The sequence below is a fragment of the Nostoc sp. C117 genome, from assembly GCF_043099735.1.
Classification (GTDB): domain Bacteria; phylum Cyanobacteriota; class Cyanobacteriia; order Cyanobacteriales; family Nostocaceae; genus Nostoc.
This window is the reverse complement of sequence record NZ_CP170991.1, coordinates 2,443,434-2,460,418: the sequence shown is the minus strand read 5'-3', so window position 1 is coordinate 2,460,418 and position 16,985 is coordinate 2,443,434. Positions and strand designations below refer to the sequence as shown.

Annotated in this window: 8 protein-coding genes; 1 reads left to right on the top strand and 7 read right to left on the bottom strand. The window is 38.1% G+C overall.

Annotation, left to right across the window (positions count from 1 at the left end; translation table 11 throughout):
* Window positions 1-177 precede the first annotated feature (177 nt).
* The 6 genes from ACFG4S_RS11135 to ACFG4S_RS11110 all read right to left on the bottom strand — a co-directional run bounded on the left by ACFG4S_RS11135 (window position 178) and on the right by ACFG4S_RS11110 (window position 13,728).
* Window positions 178-702, bottom strand: coding sequence for a Rab family GTPase (locus ACFG4S_RS11135; protein ID WP_392534852.1), 525 nt, complete (start codon window positions 700-702; stop codon window positions 178-180).
* A 24-nt stretch (window positions 703-726) separates the two neighbouring features.
* The gene (locus tag ACFG4S_RS11130) at window positions 727-2,925 is read right to left on the bottom strand and encodes an OmpA family protein (RefSeq protein ID WP_392534851.1); all 2,199 of its coding nucleotides are present in this window, start codon (window positions 2,923-2,925) and stop codon (window positions 727-729) included.
* Window positions 2,926-3,029: 104 nt separating this feature from the next.
* Entirely contained in the window at window positions 3,030-3,686 is a 657-nt protein-coding gene (locus tag ACFG4S_RS11125; protein ID WP_392534850.1) for a hypothetical protein, read from the bottom strand.
* A gap of 240 nt (window positions 3,687-3,926) precedes the next feature.
* The gene (locus ACFG4S_RS11120) at window positions 3,927-8,597 is read right to left on the bottom strand and encodes a response regulator (protein ID WP_392534849.1); all 4,671 of its coding nucleotides are present in this window, start codon (window positions 8,595-8,597) and stop codon (window positions 3,927-3,929) included.
* A gap of 176 nt (window positions 8,598-8,773) precedes the next feature.
* The gene (locus ACFG4S_RS11115) at window positions 8,774-10,201 is read right to left on the bottom strand and encodes a hypothetical protein (protein WP_392534848.1); all 1,428 of its coding nucleotides are present in this window, start codon (window positions 10,199-10,201) and stop codon (window positions 8,774-8,776) included.
* Between the two features lie 647 nt (window positions 10,202-10,848).
* Window positions 10,849-13,728 (bottom strand): AAA family ATPase, encoded by a 2,880-nt coding sequence (locus tag ACFG4S_RS11110; protein ID WP_392534847.1) that lies wholly within the window; start codon window positions 13,726-13,728, stop codon window positions 10,849-10,851.
* Between the two features lie 795 nt (window positions 13,729-14,523).
* Between ACFG4S_RS11110 and ACFG4S_RS11105 the strand changes: the two genes are divergently transcribed.
* Window positions 14,524-15,435 (top strand): IS982 family transposase, encoded by a 912-nt coding sequence (locus tag ACFG4S_RS11105; RefSeq protein ID WP_392534846.1) that lies wholly within the window; start codon window positions 14,524-14,526, stop codon window positions 15,433-15,435.
* 170 nt (window positions 15,436-15,605) lie between these two features.
* On the opposite strand, the gene ACFG4S_RS11100 is transcribed toward ACFG4S_RS11105, so the two are convergent.
* Window positions 15,606-16,934 (bottom strand): IS701 family transposase, encoded by a 1,329-nt coding sequence (locus ACFG4S_RS11100; protein WP_392534845.1) that lies wholly within the window; start codon window positions 16,932-16,934, stop codon window positions 15,606-15,608.
* Window positions 16,935-16,985 lie beyond the last annotated feature (51 nt).

Genomic DNA, 16,985 nt, shown 5'->3' with positions numbered 1-16,985 from the left:
AGTCCCTCTAATTCTGGAAACACAATCCGCACATCTTCACCTGTTTTGAGTTCATCGTAAATGTGGGAAAAATAATTGAGTCCTAAAGAAACTTCAATAATCTTAAAGTTTTCATCAATTATCAAATATTCAATTCGATATACAGATAATACATTTGTCAACAATGAGTTCATTTTGTTATATTAAATGAGTGGCTAAAGTTTGAAACATTTCATCAACATTATTACCCGTTTTTGCTGAAGTTATATAGGTGTCTAATATATTAATTTGATTGCTGAATTGATATTTTTGACGGATCTTTTCTAAATATTCTGATGCAATCATATCTGATTTATTCAGTGCAACCACAATATAGCTTTTAGGATTAACAGCTAAAAAAGTTTGAATATGCTCTTGGAGATGATTGAGGGTTTCTGGTTGTGTGACATCACCAACAATCACAGCACCTTTAGAGCCTTGAAAATAATTTGGAGCAACTGTCTTAAACTTATTACTACCTTCAATATCCCAAATTAAAAGCTGTAAATCTTTCTCGAAATACAGGTCTTTTTTAGAAAAGCTAATTAATTTACGAGAAATTTTTACTCCTACAGTTGAAAGATATTCATCACTAAATTGAGACTCAACAAATTGGCGAATTAGACTAGTCTTGCCAACACCAAAATCACCAAATAAACATATTTTTTTAGAGATTGTAGACATATTTTTGGAAAATTTATTTTAAATTTAAAATTGCTTGTTTACTGGTTCTACGACGACACAGCGACTTAACCATAAAGGCTGAGTTGGATCGATTCCTGATGGTAAATTTGTTCTGCCAATGACTTGTAGACGAGATGGTTCGATACCTAATTTAATCAATGCTTGTTGTACAGCTTTTGCTCGCGTAAGTGCCAATTTTTGAGATGTATTTTCATTAGTATGGTCATAACTATAACCAATAATTTTTAAATATTTATTTGGGTGCTGATTGAGAAAAAGCTTTACCTGTTGAACTTTATGTTTTAAATCTGCCTTCACCAAACTAGCTGAGTCCGGTTCAAAGTAAAATCTAACTTCAATCCGTAGGGGTTGTACTTGCACTGCGCTAGATACGAATTTTACGCCTGGAATTTGCTCAAATGCATGAGTAATAATCTGAGCATCTGCAATCCGGTCAATAGTTCCTTCGACATTTACTTTACCTCCGATATACTGACTAAAAATAGCTGTACCTTCCGTTTGATTTAAAACTGCTGTGACTCGTTTGACTTCAGCAGCGGCTAATACAGGATCTGCTGGGATTTCGACTAACAAAATTTGATTATCAATCAACCAATTAGGGGATGTTAGTTTGACAATTTGTTCGGCTTTCTGGCGAAGAACCTGATTAGGTAATCGTCCTGTTAATTTTAATTTATTATCTTCTACCTTTACTGTGAGCCGATATACAGCTAATTCTGGAAGAGAAGTTAGAGCTAACGAAGTTTGATTTTCAACGGAACGTATCACTCCACTATGGTATTGCCAAAATACCCAAGGAATGAAAATACCGCTGATAAATGTTAACGCTAATAATAGTAATGGTGAGAATGATTTTCTTTGATTTTCTGGCTGAGTATTTATCTCTTGCAATTCTTGAATAAGTGTGTGAACTTCACTCGGTATTGTATCTAAATCGCCGTCAAATTGCTCAATTGAGTTACCATGTTTTTTAATAATCTTGCTGAAATTTTGCCGCATTTTTTCGACAAATTTTTTAGTTAGATTTCCTTGAATCACCAGAGCTAAATAACAGTATCCGGCAACTTCTAAAATTATTTTGGATGTACCGTATTCAATTGCATCTAATTCTGTGACGCTTCCAGATTGATTGATGCAATCATTGGCAAAACTACGAATTGCAGTTAGCATTCCTCCGACCATTTCGGCTTCAAGTTGCCGTGCATCAGAGCGCTGAATATCTGAGATAATTAAACCAGATGTTTTATGAATCAAGAAAATGGCTTGAACTGCAAATGGGAGAGCTTCTTTAAGGATTAATTCTGCTTCAGAAACTCCCTGTAATTTGGCACGAATTTTACGTTTTATTCCTTCAACGCTGAGGGTTTCTTCAACTTGTTGGTTAATAGCACGGATTGTCTCTGACATGTATTTGGCTATAGTACTGCCAATAATTGGGTAGAGTGCATCGACAACAATATTTTGTTCAATTTCAATTTGCTTCTTAATTGCTCGTCCCATTGCAGGTGCGATCGCATCTGAAACTTCCTGTGGAGCCACAATAACCTGCTGGTAAATAGCTAGAGGAATAGCAGGTGCGATCGCCTCACTCATACTAGTTCTATCTTGTTGAGTGCTACTGCGGATAGTCTGCTCTATAATAGGAGTAATTATCTCTACAATTTCCTCTTTTGACTCAGCAATCTTCAGCTTTAAAAGCTCAGAAATCGATGGTAAGAGTAGATTTATTAGCTCTTTTGGATCGTAAATTTGATGCTCCAATTTCGTTAGTTTTTCTTGGACTTGATTGATAAAATTATTTACTTCTGCTAATTCATAGCCTATTAATATTTCCTTTAATTTTTGCAATCCATCCTCTGTTTTCTCTTCAATTTCCTCAAAATCTACAAATGGTTCAATAGAGTTTTCTAACTCTTCTTCAGAAATTTGCGATGAATTAGGTAGATTTGAAAGAGAATTAAAATTAGACTCTAAATAGGCTTCACATACATCCACTGAAACCGGAGGAAGTTGCAATAATTCAATTTTTTCTGTAATATACTCGTTATTATTATTAATTTCTAATGGTAATGAAGAAAAAGATTGCTCAGGTGAGTCGATAATTTTCAGTTCGACAAGCAACTCTAATAAATTGTCAATTACTACAGCTTTTTCTTGCTTCAAATTAACAGATTCATAAATCGAATTTTCCACCTGAGTCATATCAGTAAGTCTCGTCTGTAAAAGTCCTGAGTGAGTGCTGAGTGATGGGTTATGAGTTATAAATTAAGAATTATCTGCCTTATCTCCCTCATTTTCTGGTGTAATTAGGAATGTAATTCTGCTGTACTGTTGGACTGAGTTAACACTTTTGATAACTTTGTAGTTTCTAGAAGCGGTACACCAGTATAGCCATTGCTGTGTTCATCCGCTGCTTCTCGCAACTTAGGAATAAATTCTGTTTCTTTTAGACGCATTCCTAAGGCAAACAAAGTTTCAGCCATATCGTCTTTAGAAACTTTAGTATCTGTTAACTGGGAAAAGCGTCGATCTATTTCTTCTAAAATCAGATCTCGTAACGCAGTGACATCATCTTGTAATTGAACTTTAGTTTGAAATATTTCATCTCTAATTGAGGTTGTTTGGCTATCGAACGTCTCATCAAGGGACTGAACACTGCTAGAAAACTTTTTATTGAGTCGATCGACTTGTTGTCGTAAATCAAGAGTTTCTTCTTGAGTTGTGATGTTGAGTGACTTCAGCTTTTTCTCTACCGCCTCAAACCCCGTCTTGAGTTCAGCCGAAAAGTTGGACTTGAGTTGCTCAACATGCGATCGCATCTGTTGTTGCAACAAAGAAATATCTGACTCCAGCTTGGTGAATCGATTTTCGTACTCTCTTAGCTGTGTTCCCAAAATAATATCGCGGATCTGATCGATATTGCCCAGGCGTTCTCGTACATCATCTCTACTCATCTGACTCATCAGGAAAACCTCAGAATCTACTTTTAGGACATCACATTTATTATTCCCAGTTGTTCACGATTTATATCTTGTAATTTTTAATTTATAATTTTTCATTGGTTATTAGTCATTTGCAAATGACTAATAGACATCTTGCATAAAATCCCATTAGTAATACCATAAATATTTATTTTTTGTCTCACGCATTCGCCTTTTGGCGTTCTCGCAGAGTAGGCGTAACGAAGATGATGAAAATAATTACTAATGGCCAATGACTAAAAACTCTTGGATGCGTTTAACAAAATGTTCTAGCTCTAAAATGAAGTTATTAGTACCTCGACGTTCTTGCTCACGAGCTAGTTGCTCTAGTTTTTCTGCTGCTAGATGCATGGTTTTAACTCCCATATTGGCACTAGCACCTTTAATTTGGTGCGCTTCTCGTGCTAGTTCCTCAAAGTCATAAGTGGCGATCGCCATTTTTATTATCTCTAAACGAGGTTGAATATCTTCAACAAATATTTGCAGTAGTTCTAATTCAAATTCTTGGTTGTTTTCCGAGAGTTCGTGTAAGCGTTCCCAATCAATTGGTAGGTCAAGTAAACCAACATCTGTTGTAGAAATTTCCTGTTCCACAACTATTTGTTTTGGCAATATCAGCATTGCCCAACGCTCTAGAGCCGCCGCTAATTTGTCCTTCATGACTGGCTTGCTCAAATAGTCATCCATACCTGCATCTAGACACATTTGTTGGTCTTCTTTCATAGCATTAGCTGTCATCGCAATTACCACAGGACGACGACCACTAGGAAAGTAATTTTGTTGCCAACTATGAATTTGTTTTGTGGTTTCTAAACCATCAAGAACTGGCATTTGACAGTCCATTAAAATTATATCATAGGGAATTTTTTCGATTAATTGCAACACTTCTTGTCCATTAGCTGCAACATCAGCACTATAGCCTAGACTTTGGAGTTGCTTTAAAGCTACTTTCTGGTTTACTAAATTATCCTCGGCTAAGAGAATTCTTAATTTAGGGGAGTGCGAGTTAGTCGGGTAAGAAGACGCGGGGAGGTGGAGAGTGTGAGACGGTGAGAATATGGTAGATAGATTTTCCCCGTCCCCTTGTCCCTGTGTCCCTGCGTCTTCTTCTTGTTCTATGTGCATTTCTAAAATAGTCATGATGGTATCAAAAAGTCGGGACGGCTTAACAGGTTTAACCAAATAAGCAGCAAATCCGATTTTTAGCGCTCGTTGCACTTCATCTCGTTGATTGGTAGATGTCAGCATAATTAAAGGTAACTCAGCGATCGCTGAATTGTTCTTAATTTGCTCTCCCAAGCTCATACCATCTATTTCTGGCATCTGCATATCAATCACAGCAATGTCATAAAAACTGTTTTGCTTGGCAGCTTGCTGAATAGCTTTGAGGGCAATAGTAGCGGAAGAAGCCTGATCCACTAGCATCCCCCAACGGGTAGCTTGATACTGAATGATTTTGCGATTAGTAGCATTATCATCAACCACTAACAAGCGGCGATTAGTTAGAAGTCTGCTATCGTGTACAGAGGAAATAGGGTGCAGTTGCTTGGCGAAAGTTATTTCAAACCAAAACTTAGATCCTTGCCCCAACTGACTTTCTACACCAATTTCTCCTCCCATCAAGTTCACCAGTTGCTTGCAGATGGCTAATCCCAAACCTGTACCGCCATACTTGCGAGTGGTGGAAGCATCTACTTGGGTAAATGGCGTAAACAGTTTAGATTGGTCTTCAGGGGTAATGCCAAGACCGGTATCTATGATGGCAAAATTGATGGTGGCTGTAGTAGAAGTTTGCGAACGCAATTCTGCTCTTACTACTACTTCTCCACTGCTGGTAAATTTGATGGCATTGCTGAGCAAATTCATCAAAATTTGCCGCAAACGACCAGCATCACCTTGCAGATAGGTGGGGACGTTGGGATAAATCAAGGCTGCAATTTCTAATCCCTTGTTATGGGCTGGGGGAGCTAATAATTCTAAAACTTCTTCGATACAAGTAGACAAGTCAAAATCTAGGGTTTCTAACACCATCTCCCCAGCTTCAAGTTTGGACAGATCCAAAATTTCGTTAATTAAGCTTAATAGAGCATCTCCACTAATCCGAATTGTTTCAATAAAATCCCGTTGCTCTGGGTTGAGGGGAGTGTCTAACATTAAACCTGTCATTCCCAACACAGCATTCATTGGGGTACGAATTTCATGGCTCATGTTGGCTAAAAAAGCGCTTTTGGTTTTAGAAGCTAATTCAGCTTCGTGACGAGCAACTTCAAGTTCTCGTCGCTGTTGAGTTTCTGCGCTTAACATTTGGGCTTGAGCTAAGGCAATACCTACTTGATCGGCTATTTGCCGCAAAAGATGAGTTTCAAAGCTAGACCATTGGCGAGAGCTACCGCATTGATGAACAATCAGCAAACCGCAAAGTTCTTCTTTGACAAGAATAGGCACAACTAAATTGGACTTGACGCCAAATTGTTGGAGTAATTCTATATGATTTTTTTGAGTTTCACCTAGATCCAAATCTACAAGCCTCAAATTCCGTTTTTGACGATACTGCTGTAGATAGTACTGTTGGAGATATTCCGCTTGAAAGTAAGCATCAGCGAGCTTTTTCTCTTTGATTGTCAGCCAACCAGAAACTACTGCTTCGACAATAGTAGTTGCAGATCCATCTGCCAAAGGCTGATATATCAAGACTCGGTCGATATGGAGAATTTTTTGGACTTCTGTAACAGTAATTTGGAGAATTTCTTTAATTTGCAAAGACTGGCGAATCTTCAGGGTGATTTCCGTAAATAATTGCGATCGCAAATTTTGGCGCTGGAGTTCTTCTTCAGCCTGTTTGCGCTCAATAAACTGCCCCACTTGCTCGCCAATGGAATTCATAACTTTTGCCAAATCTGGGTCAGGTTGGTGAATTTTATGGCTAAAGCAAGTAATCACACCAAGAATTTTTTTCCCCCCACGGATCGGAAAACCGAAAGCTCCATGCAATTCGGCTTCAGCAGCGATTTTAAAGCGGATGAAATTGCGATCTTTAGCGACATCAGCAATCCAAAAAGGTTCACCACTAGCCCAGACATGTCCAGGTAGTCCAATTCCTGGTGCAAAGGTGATACGCTGACTTAGTATTTCAAATTCTTGCATTTCTAAAGAATTTTTATACCAGGCATCAAATAAAATAAGTACATTTACTTGATGATTTACCATCCAAATTTCACTCAAATCCCATTCCAAACTCTTGCAGATTCCTTGCATGACTTGGGGCATAGCTTCGTTGATGGTAGTAGACTCTGCTAAGACACGTGTTGTAACATACTGTGCTTTCAGATGCTGTTCCGCTCGTTTGCTCTCGCTGATATCGATACCTGTAGCAACAATGTATTCAACGCGACCCTCATAGTCTTGCAAAATAGTGTTAGTCCATGTAATTAGCCGCCTACTACCATCCTTTATTACCCAATGGCTTTCGTACTTTTTCAGTCCTTCATCCGTTCGTAACTGCTGAAAAACCGCTTTCACCGACTCTACCTGTTCTGGAAGTAGAAACAGGTTCCAGAAATGCCTTCCTCTGACTTCATCAAATGAATAACCAGTTGTTTGCTCACAAGCTTGATTGAAGCGAAGAATTTGCCCTTCTGCGTTCAGAACTATTACTAAAGCACTAGCTGTATCAAGAACTGCTGAGATAAAGTTGCGTTCTTTATTCAGTGTCTCTTCTGTTAATTTACGCTCCTTTACTTCACGATAAATGAAGTAGTAGACTATGGCTAAAATCAGAAAACTCAAGCAAATAGCGATCGCTTGCATCACAATCGTATTGTGGACACTACTTTTTGTGATTTTTAAGTGGTACTGAAGCTGTTGTTGCTCCTCGTTTTCCATCTCACGAATGATATTGCGGATATCACTCATTAAGTTATTTCCCCGATCTGTTTTGATTACCTCTAATGCCGCATCCAATCCTTCATCCTGGCGCAATTCTATAGTTTTTTTCAACTCGTCCAGTTTTACTACTATCAGAGGTTCAAGGATGTCGATTCGACTCACTTGTTTATGATCGTCTGCTGTTAATTTTCTTAGCTGCTGAATTTCTGGAGCAAGTTTAACAAGTGCTGTCTGATATGGTTTCAGATACGCATTGTTTCCAGTGAGTATATATCCCCGTTGTCCCGTTTCAGCGTCCTTAATATTAGACAAAAGTTCTTGTAAACTATTGATTGTCACTTGAGTATCGATCGATTTTTTACTTGTACTAATCAATACTTCTGTACTCTGATATGAGAGCGTGCCAATCAGAGCTAAAATTGCCAACGCCAACCCAAATCCTTGAGCAATCCTTTTTAAAAATTGTTTTCGTGCTTTCTGTACCCGTTTGCGTGTATCACTCGCCAAGACCAAACTTGCTAAGGTGCGGCGCATTTCTAGTTGCTTGATTACCTGACGTCCGAGAATTCGTAATGCTTCAACTTGTTCTGGAGAGAGGTTTCTGGGTACATGATCAACTACACAAAGTGTTCCTAATGCATATCCTTCCGGATTAGTCAACGGTATACCAGCATAAAACCGCACGTTTGGAGCAAAATTAACTAGCGGGTTTGTCGCAAACCTTTCGTCTTCTGTGGCATCAGGAACAACAAAAACCTCAGGTTGGAGAATCGCATGGGCGCAGAATGCCACATCTCTAGGTGTTTCTAGGGCATCCAAACCAACTTTTGACTTGAACCATTGGCGATCGCGATCGACTAAACTGATTAAGGCAATGGGAGTTCCACAAATATATGAGGCTAGACGAGTGAGGTCGTCAAAAGCAGCTTCGGAAGGAGTATCGAGAATTTTGTACTGCAAAAGAGACTCGATTCGCTGTGTTTCGTTGTCAGGTAGTGGTGCTTTCATGCTGATAGCATTTGAGATTTTCAGAAAATAGAATTCAGAATTGAGAATTCAGGAGTTAGGAGTCAGAAAACTTTGATACTTAAGTTTTATATTTTGAAGAAAATCAAAAAATCCAAAATCTATAGCACGCTTGATTTTATATTCATGCTGAATTCTGACTCCTGAATTCCGTTTTCTTAAAATTTGACACGCAACTGTCCTGCGAAAGAATTACCACCGTCAGTCGTTTCCCCTGTATTATGATTGCGGAGATTACTAAGGGTATAGCCCAAGTCTGCTTCAACATTCGGTGACAGCTTTACCGTACAGCTTGTTTGATAGGCATTGGCGTTATCGACTTCTCCTTTAAGTCTTTGCCGTCCTAAGTTGGCAGAGAGGCGACAGCGTAAGAAATTAGTAATAATATCTCCTTCCCAAGCCACCTCGGCATTGTAAACTAGAAAATCTGGTGGTGAAAAATAGCCACTTGTGCGTTCTAAATCGTGAGCGTAACTCCAACTAAATAAGTTAGCTGCCAGAGAAAACTGTCCGAATTTACGCTCTAGCCTACTAAAAGTCTGCACATCAGAATTACCATCGTTGTAGTTACCTAAACGCAATGAAGAAAACAAGCTGGTGTTCTGGTCAATTTGCCAATATAAATCAGGCCCAAATCGCCAAGCAGTAATTTGATTTTCTAAAGTTCGGACATTGGATTTATAAGGCCCTTGTTCTAAATTACCTGATAGCACTACTGCCGATTGCAATCGACCGGATGACGAAGTTTGCGGCGGCGAAATAGTAACATCCACCTTAGCATTGAGATTAATAGCTGTAGGTAAACGATTAAATATATCGACTCCAGCTGCTGTTTGCAACATTACTTCCCCAATTTTTCCCTGCCATCCAACTTGCAAAGGAATATTAGTAACTGATTCAAGACCGCGTTGTTCAAAGAAGTTAAAACCTGTCTTGAGAAATATTTTATTGCCATTTCTTAATCGAAACTGAATTGTTGGTTCAATGAATAAATTGGTTTGCCCAAAGTTGTCTGCGTTATAGCGATAGTCTGTATCAATACTTTCCAACACTACATCCGGTTTTCTGGGTTCGGTGGAAGTTTGTGGTGGACTAGAATTCTCTGGTGGTTTTGGTGGCGTTGGCGGTTTTGGTGGTTTGGGTGGCGTTGGTAGTGTTGGTGGCGTTGGTGGGGGTAATTCCAGATTTGGATTGAAGTTTTCGGGTGCTGCAATCAAAAATCCATAGGGAAACGGTTTTGAGAGTTCTAAATTATCAAAGTTTTTTTTGCCCTCGGCGTTGTCAAAACCATCAGCTAGGGAATTTTTGATGGTTGAGAGCCGATTTTCAGAGTTCTCAAAAGCTAGCATTCTCGGTTCTGAGTATTGCTTTGCTGATTCAGGATTTACTTTAGTGACTAGCTCGGTCAATTCTAAAGTTGGTTTCGTGTTCTGATGTATTTGGGCGGCTTGTAACTTCGCTTCTGAGAATGTCCAAATACCTACGCTATAGATAAGTCCCAATTGAATCTGTAGGTATCGCAAAATAAATTTAGTGTACAAACTATATTGAAAAATCAATAGATAAGGTCTAAAACAATCTGCCATCAGTCGATACTGTAGTTGTATACAGCAGAATTCAGGAGTCAGAATTGAGAATTGGGAAGTAAAACAGGCTTTATATCTGGCCACCAGACTTCGCTTGTCTACTTCACCTTCTTTTAAATCTGCTATATAAATGAAAAACTAATTGCCAAAGAATTTTCTGGCTACTAGCTCATGTATTCTGCTTGGGATTATGATGCCCAAAATGTATGGTGATTACACCAATTTTCAAATGAATAAACATGTTTTTTTCTCATGCGGAATGTGGGTTTGATCTAAGAGGATGTTTAAAAGTGGTTGGCTGTAATCTTAGGCACTTGTTGATCCCCCCTAACCCCCCTTAAAAAAGGGGGGAACTGGAATCAAAGTCCCCTAATTTAGCGGGGGATTTAGGGTGATCTAAAACGTTTTGCTACCAACCAAAGAACTTTTAAAACATCCTCTAACCAAAATATCTTGCACGAGTTCCAAAAACCGCCTCAGAATTAATTCTGGGGCTACTAGTTAAAGTCTTCTAAAGAAGACTGAACAAGAATTCAAGTCCACTTGAGTGAACTTGAACAAAAGCAGGAGACGCGATAAATTGCCCTCTCTACAAAAGACTTCTTCTCTGCGCCTCTGCGTGACACAAATTCATATTTATATGGCAATCATCGCATTCCAAAGCCTGTAGCGGGAGCTAATGTACTCAACCAATCAATAACTGATGTCGATGCATCCTTAGAATGCCATAATCTTTGGATAATAAACTGTATTCGTTCTGCTTGCGGTTGGGTCATTAACTTTAGGGCAAATTGATGCTGTTGTCTAAGTTTTTCTTCATCACTGGTTTCAATTTCCCTTAATAGCCAAAATTCCATCATTGATGAAGTGAATTGGTAATCAGTTGTTTCTAGTTGTGCAGTATATTTAATTAAGCCCATCTCTCGTAAGTTAATGAGATGACGCTCATTTTGAGTGAGAATTAGTTCTATATCAATCAATTCATATTGCCGTTGTTTGAGACGACTTTGTAAATGAGATAGAGCGATAAAAATTAATAAGCTTTGTTCTGCTTGATTGCAAGATAACCACCAATCTTGAAAGATGTGTTTAGTAGCTTCAAGAAACTCGCCTGTAAAGTTTTCAATAGTTAAATTCTGACCACTACGCCAAAAATTGTAAACTAAATAGCAAGCATTTTGGAGTAGCACTGGATATCCTCCAGATACTTCTTGAATCACTTGTCTCAACTCTGCCGTTAGCTTCAACTCAGCAGGCATACGACCAAGGAATTCACTTATTTCTTGCTCATTGAAAAGTCCTATTGGCTGGAATAGATAGTGGTTATACCAGGGTGATTGGTTAGAATTCAGGCGTGGAAGAAGTTCATTTAGGCGTTTTTTAGAAGTTACAACAATTGAAAGATTAGCTCTTTCTTTACTATGAACAGCAATACTGCGAAAATCGGATAGGAAGCTCCCCATTTCATCTTCAGTATAGTTGTCATTAGGATAGAGAGCATTATCATAATCATCTAACAAAAATAAAATAAACTTGCGTTGTTGTCTGATTTTTTTTAGAATAAAGCGAATATCATCATTGTTGACTATAGATGTTGAATGCAATATTTGCTCAATATATTTATTTAAAGATTCATCCTCGCCAATCTCTTGTTGAAGAAGGCTGAAGATTTCTCTCCAAAAAGCATCAGGTGTAAAACGAACAAAATCAGCACAATTAAGAGTAACAATAATCGCTTGTTCGCGGTCAAGTCCATATTGTTGCCAAGCTTGAGAAGAAGCTAATAATTGCAGCAACGAAGATTTTCCTATACCTGTATTACCCCAAATAGCAAGATGAGAACGATTGTAAATTTGATCGAATGCTGCTGCAATTATAGATTGTCGCCCAACAAAAGATGCTGGTGGAACGGGAGCGCCAACAAAAAAAGGATTACGTAATGTTTGTAAACTTAGCTTAATTTGTTGTTGTTCTTGTTCTAATTGAGCTTCTACTTCCGTGAGTCGTTGCTGTGTGCGCCTATTTTCTGGTTCTAGTTCTAGAGCTGTTAAAAATTGGGTTTTTGCTTGAACTAAATTACCTGTTTGCATGAAATCGCGCCCATTACCCAAGAGGGATTTTACAAATGCTTCTCTGTAACGCAAACTGAGATTATCTACTTTGCAAATTCTGGTATAAAGTTCAACGGCTTGGCTAAATTGCTCGTCTTCTAAACAAGCAGATGCCATTCCTAATAAAGCTTGAAAGTGATTAGGATTTATTTGTAAAATTTCCTGATATTTTGGAATTGCCTCAATTACATCCCCTTGTTCCTGTAACTCCTTTGCTTGTTGATACAAAGGGCTAATTTCTTCTGAATGCAGCCGATCTAATTCCAAAATTTCTGCACGTAGAGAGTGCCTTCTAATAAACCAGCGACGCACTATTTCCACTATAATTTCATGAGAATAAGGCCGATCGCGGGATAATTCGGAAAGCTCTCTTTCTCTAATAAAACTGCCTGTTTTCAGAGTTTCCAATGCCTCATATAGCTCTTCGGTCAAAACCACACCGTTATCTGTGAGCAGTTTCCAAGGATCGGGGCGAGAACGTTCTTGCATTTCGGCGATCGCTGCAAAAACTACTCGTTCGGCGATGGGTAATCCTTGACGAAACCATGCTAAACCGTTGTCGGCTCTTTCAATGGCTTCATTAATATTCTTTTTGACATCTTCTTCAGTAATTTTTTGCCAGTCTTCGACTTCATCGTCTTTTTTATCTCTGGCTTTGTCAAACAAAACACTACATAGGATCTGGATAAAATAGGGGTGTCCAGCACAGAGTTGCCAAATTGCGGCGATCGCTGATGGCTCATATTCTAAAATGCCTTCAGATGGTTTGATAATTAGCTGTGTGGTATGAGTTTCATCTAGCAAACCAACTTCCTTGCGGGGTGCTTCACGAAACAAGCTGACTAGGATTTTCACATCTTCCAACCGCCGGCCAACAACTGGTATCAGACAAAATCTTGCTGGCTGATTGGTAATCATTGACTGGAGATGGCGAAAAAATTGCTCAGTGGTTGTTTGATCGGGGCGATCGCTAACTGTATCAAATTCATCTAATAATAGAACTGGTTTGCGATCGCCTAAAACTTCGTAAAGCTGAATAAAAAAATCGACACTGAAGACTGTAGGATCTAATTTGAGTCTCTCTCTAGAAGGGATTGTCACTTCGTCTTCAGACAAATTCAGGCGTGTTACTATACCTGTTGCTAGGTGATGTAAAATATCTGCTAGCAAACCCTGACTTTGACCTTCTAAGGAAAGTGGAATGAAAACATGTTGGCTCAGATGACTCAAAAAGTTAGGAATTTGAGCTAGCAAAGAAGATTTACCTATCCGTCGCTGACCATGTAGGAGAATTACAGATGTGCCTTGAACTAAATTATCTTCAATGAACCTAAACAAGTCATCCCGCCCAAAAAACTTGTTCCTGTCATTGATTGCGGTGCCAGTAATATAAGGATTAATTAGACCTGGTGGCATAGAGACTACCTCCTAGCTTTTAGAGTTTACCTCACTCATACCAATTTTTAGCTTAAGTTGACACCTCTGAGGGTTGGGACGCTTTTTTATAATCCAAGTCTGTAACGATTACTCCCAAGTCTGTAACGATTACTCTCAAGTCTGTAGCGGTTACTCCCAAGTCTGTAGCGACTACTCTCAAGCCTGTAGCGGTTACTCTTATCCCTCTTTTATCACTTTCGGGAGAGAATAATCTTGAATGCTTACAGCATAAGACTTTTTCCAAAAACCTTGATTTCAGGCATTGTGTGAGAAAATAAACGCTCAAATGCCCGTTATATCTACAGTTGAAAATTTGGCTCTTATTTTTCTTTTCTCAGAGTGACAAAAGAGGGCTTATACCATTTCACGAAAAATCTGATACAGATGTAGGGCGTGAAAGCTTTGCTCCATCTAAGTTTTTTAATTGCGAATTACGAATTGTGAATTGGTATTAGAGGTTGTTTGAAAAGTAGTTAGCTGTGATTTTAGGCACTTAATTGATCCCCCCTAACCCCCCTTTCCAAGGCTACGGTGTACACACAAGTCGAATTACCCCCCTTAATCCCCCCTTGTAAAGCAGGGCTGTTTCATTCCCTAAAATACTCTGATTTAACGTGAGTTCGACGGTTAGAAAAAGCCAAAAAAGCTTGCCATATATAGATTTGCACAATTGGGTATTGTTCAGGCGATCGCTACGATTGATTGAGAATCTGTGAAAAAGTGACAAAAAAATGCCGAGACTAAAAATATCTAAGAAAAATCAAGGTCTCGGCTATGTCTACCATTGTATCTCGGCTCGATATCACTCAAATATTCTGGGATGTAGATGATTTCTGTAACCAATGGGAAAATCTATGGCAGCAAATACCACAATTACCGTCTACTTCTGGAGAGCGTCGCAGTAAATTGAGGATGTGTTTATCAGAGGTAATGACAATAGTCATTGCATTTCATGGCAGTGGATATAAGACTTTCAAGGAATTCTACACTCTGCATGTGCTTCAAAGTTGGCATCAAGCATTTCCGAATTTGGTCAGCTACACTCGGTTTGTGGAATTGATGCCTTGGTGCTTAATGTTATTATGTTGCTTTTTACATACACGTACAGGAGAAATTACAGGGATTAGCTTTATTGATTCCACTCCGATTAATGTTTGTCATAACTGTCGAGCCCATTCTCATAAGGTATTTAAAGGCTTAGTAGAATGGGGTAAAAATTCTGTAGGTTGGCACTTTGGATTTAAACTTCATTTGATTATTAATGATTGCGGAGAATTACTTGCATTTTCATTAACTCCGGCGAATGTAGATGACCGAAAACCAGTTCCAGAAATGACTCGTGACTTAATTGGTAAACTTTTTGGTGACAGAGGATACATCTCTCAAAAATTATTTGAGGAGTTATATGAGCGCGGATTGCAGTTAGTCACAAAATCTAAGAAGAAAATGAAAAACCGTTTGGTAAAACTGATTGATAAGATTCTGTTACGCAAACGCGCTGTGATTGAGTCCGTCAATGACCATCTAAAAAATATATGTCAAATCGAACATTCTCGCCATCGTAGTCCATTTAACTTTTTGGTTAATTTAATGGCTGGTTTAGCTGCTTATACTTATTTGCCTAAAAAACCTTCTATTGACATTTACCCAAAAGGCTTACTTGCTCTACCTCCTGCCCTTTTTTAGCTCTGTCGAACTCACGTTATATTAATTTTAACGCCCTTTGGGGGTCTAAATCCCTTCCTTCTATTAAGCGTATTTGTAGGGTGCGTTATGGAAGCCGTAACGCACCCAATACGGTTTGGTTATCCCTCTTCTGTCACTCTCCGAGATAAGCAAGTAGTAACAAAGTGAAATTATCCAGAAGCATAACAGGTTTTAAATTGATTCATTGCACTAATTAATTGATTGAATCCCAGCAATAATTTAGAATTTGGGAAAATATGTATCCAGGGATAAATTAACCAAAATAGTAAGAGTGGTTGGGCAATGAGACGCAGATTATTTAGAGTATTTTTCCATCCGCATTCATGGTTCCATTGTTGATGATTAGAAAAATCAACATCACTATTTTTTTGAACCTCAGCTTCAATTTGACGAGATTTATTTAAGCTTAAGAAGGCTGGAGAATTTAAACTAATCATTGTGTACACACAAAAAATAATTTCCCACCACCTTTCTATATGTTGAAAATTTGTGAACCGATAATCTGTCCAGCCGAGTTCCTGTTTACACTGTCGAAATCCATATTCTACCCAGGTTCTTAATCCATATAAATCGCCTAAAGTTTTTTTGAGTTTTCCTTGAAGATTTGTCATCACAAATGTTGTAAAATTTTCTGGCATGGTTTCTGGGTCAGTAGTTATTTCCCAGTAAGTTATGGCTCTTTTTTTACCATAAATTATTTCCCTAATGTATCGGGTTTCTGATTTTTGATTGCTAAATGTTCTTTCAAATTTACACCACTTATTAGCCCTAACGCTTTGTCCTGCTGGCAACCAGACTCCATGATTACTTCTTATTGCTACGACATAATCTAATTTATATTCAGCTACTTTTCTAATAAATTGGCTACTTTCACCATATAAACTATCTGCCAGTACCAGTTTAATGTTAAAACCTGATTCAATTAATTCTGTAATGATGTCTGACGCTAACTCTATTTTAGTTTTATATTTATCCTCCTCTTTTAACGTTCCTTTGGGTTTGAATACTTTTACAGTTAATGGAAACGTTATATTAGAATAAACTCCATAGGCATTGACTGAAACTATTCCATTATCGACTTTTCCTACACTTCCTAGATATTGCCTGGCTACATAATCAGTCTTTTTACCTTTTTTTCTATCTCCGGTTTCATCTATTACTACTGTAATCGCATTTCCATTTAGTGCTTTTTTAAGTTTATTTAATCTTAGTTGTTTTAATTTATCTACTGACCAGTCTGAATTGGCTAAAAAATGATGTAATGACTGTGCGGAGTTTATACTTACGACTTTCGCTATCTCTGGTAATGATTTTCTTTTAATTTGTGACATTATTCCCAGATGTAAATATTTGAAGCATTCATAATTTCTTACTTCTTTAAACAGGTCTTTATACTCTGCACAATATTCATCTATGGTCGCAACTGTTGGGTGAGCATCTCTTGCCAAATGTTTCAAAATTTGTAATTCTACATCCATTGCCCTACTTACCTTTCAGGGTTTTCTTTTTTTATTCTTTTATTTAGAATA

Excerpts from the sequence above, each read along its gene's own strand:
- ACFG4S_RS11115 (WP_392534848.1), bottom strand. The coding sequence starts at position 10,201 with ATGGCAGATTGTTTTAGACCTTATCTATTGATTTTTCAATATAGTTTG.
- ACFG4S_RS11100 (WP_392534845.1), bottom strand. The coding sequence starts at position 16,934 with ATGGATGTAGAATTACAAATTTTGAAACATTTGGCAAGAGATGCTCAC.
- ACFG4S_RS11130 (WP_392534851.1), bottom strand. The coding sequence starts at position 2,925 with ATGACTCAGGTGGAAAATTCGATTTATGAATCTGTTAATTTGAAGCAA.
- ACFG4S_RS11120 (WP_392534849.1), bottom strand. The coding sequence starts at position 8,597 with ATGAAAGCACCACTACCTGACAACGAAACACAGCGAATCGAGTCTCTT.
- ACFG4S_RS11110 (WP_392534847.1), bottom strand. The coding sequence starts at position 13,728 with ATGCCACCAGGTCTAATTAATCCTTATATTACTGGCACCGCAATCAAT.
- ACFG4S_RS11105 (WP_392534846.1), top strand. The coding sequence starts at position 14,524 with ATGTCTACCATTGTATCTCGGCTCGATATCACTCAAATATTCTGGGAT.
- ACFG4S_RS11135 (WP_392534852.1), bottom strand. The coding sequence starts at position 702 with ATGTCTACAATCTCTAAAAAAATATGTTTATTTGGTGATTTTGGTGTT.
- ACFG4S_RS11125 (WP_392534850.1), bottom strand. The coding sequence starts at position 3,686 with ATGAGTCAGATGAGTAGAGATGATGTACGAGAACGCCTGGGCAATATC.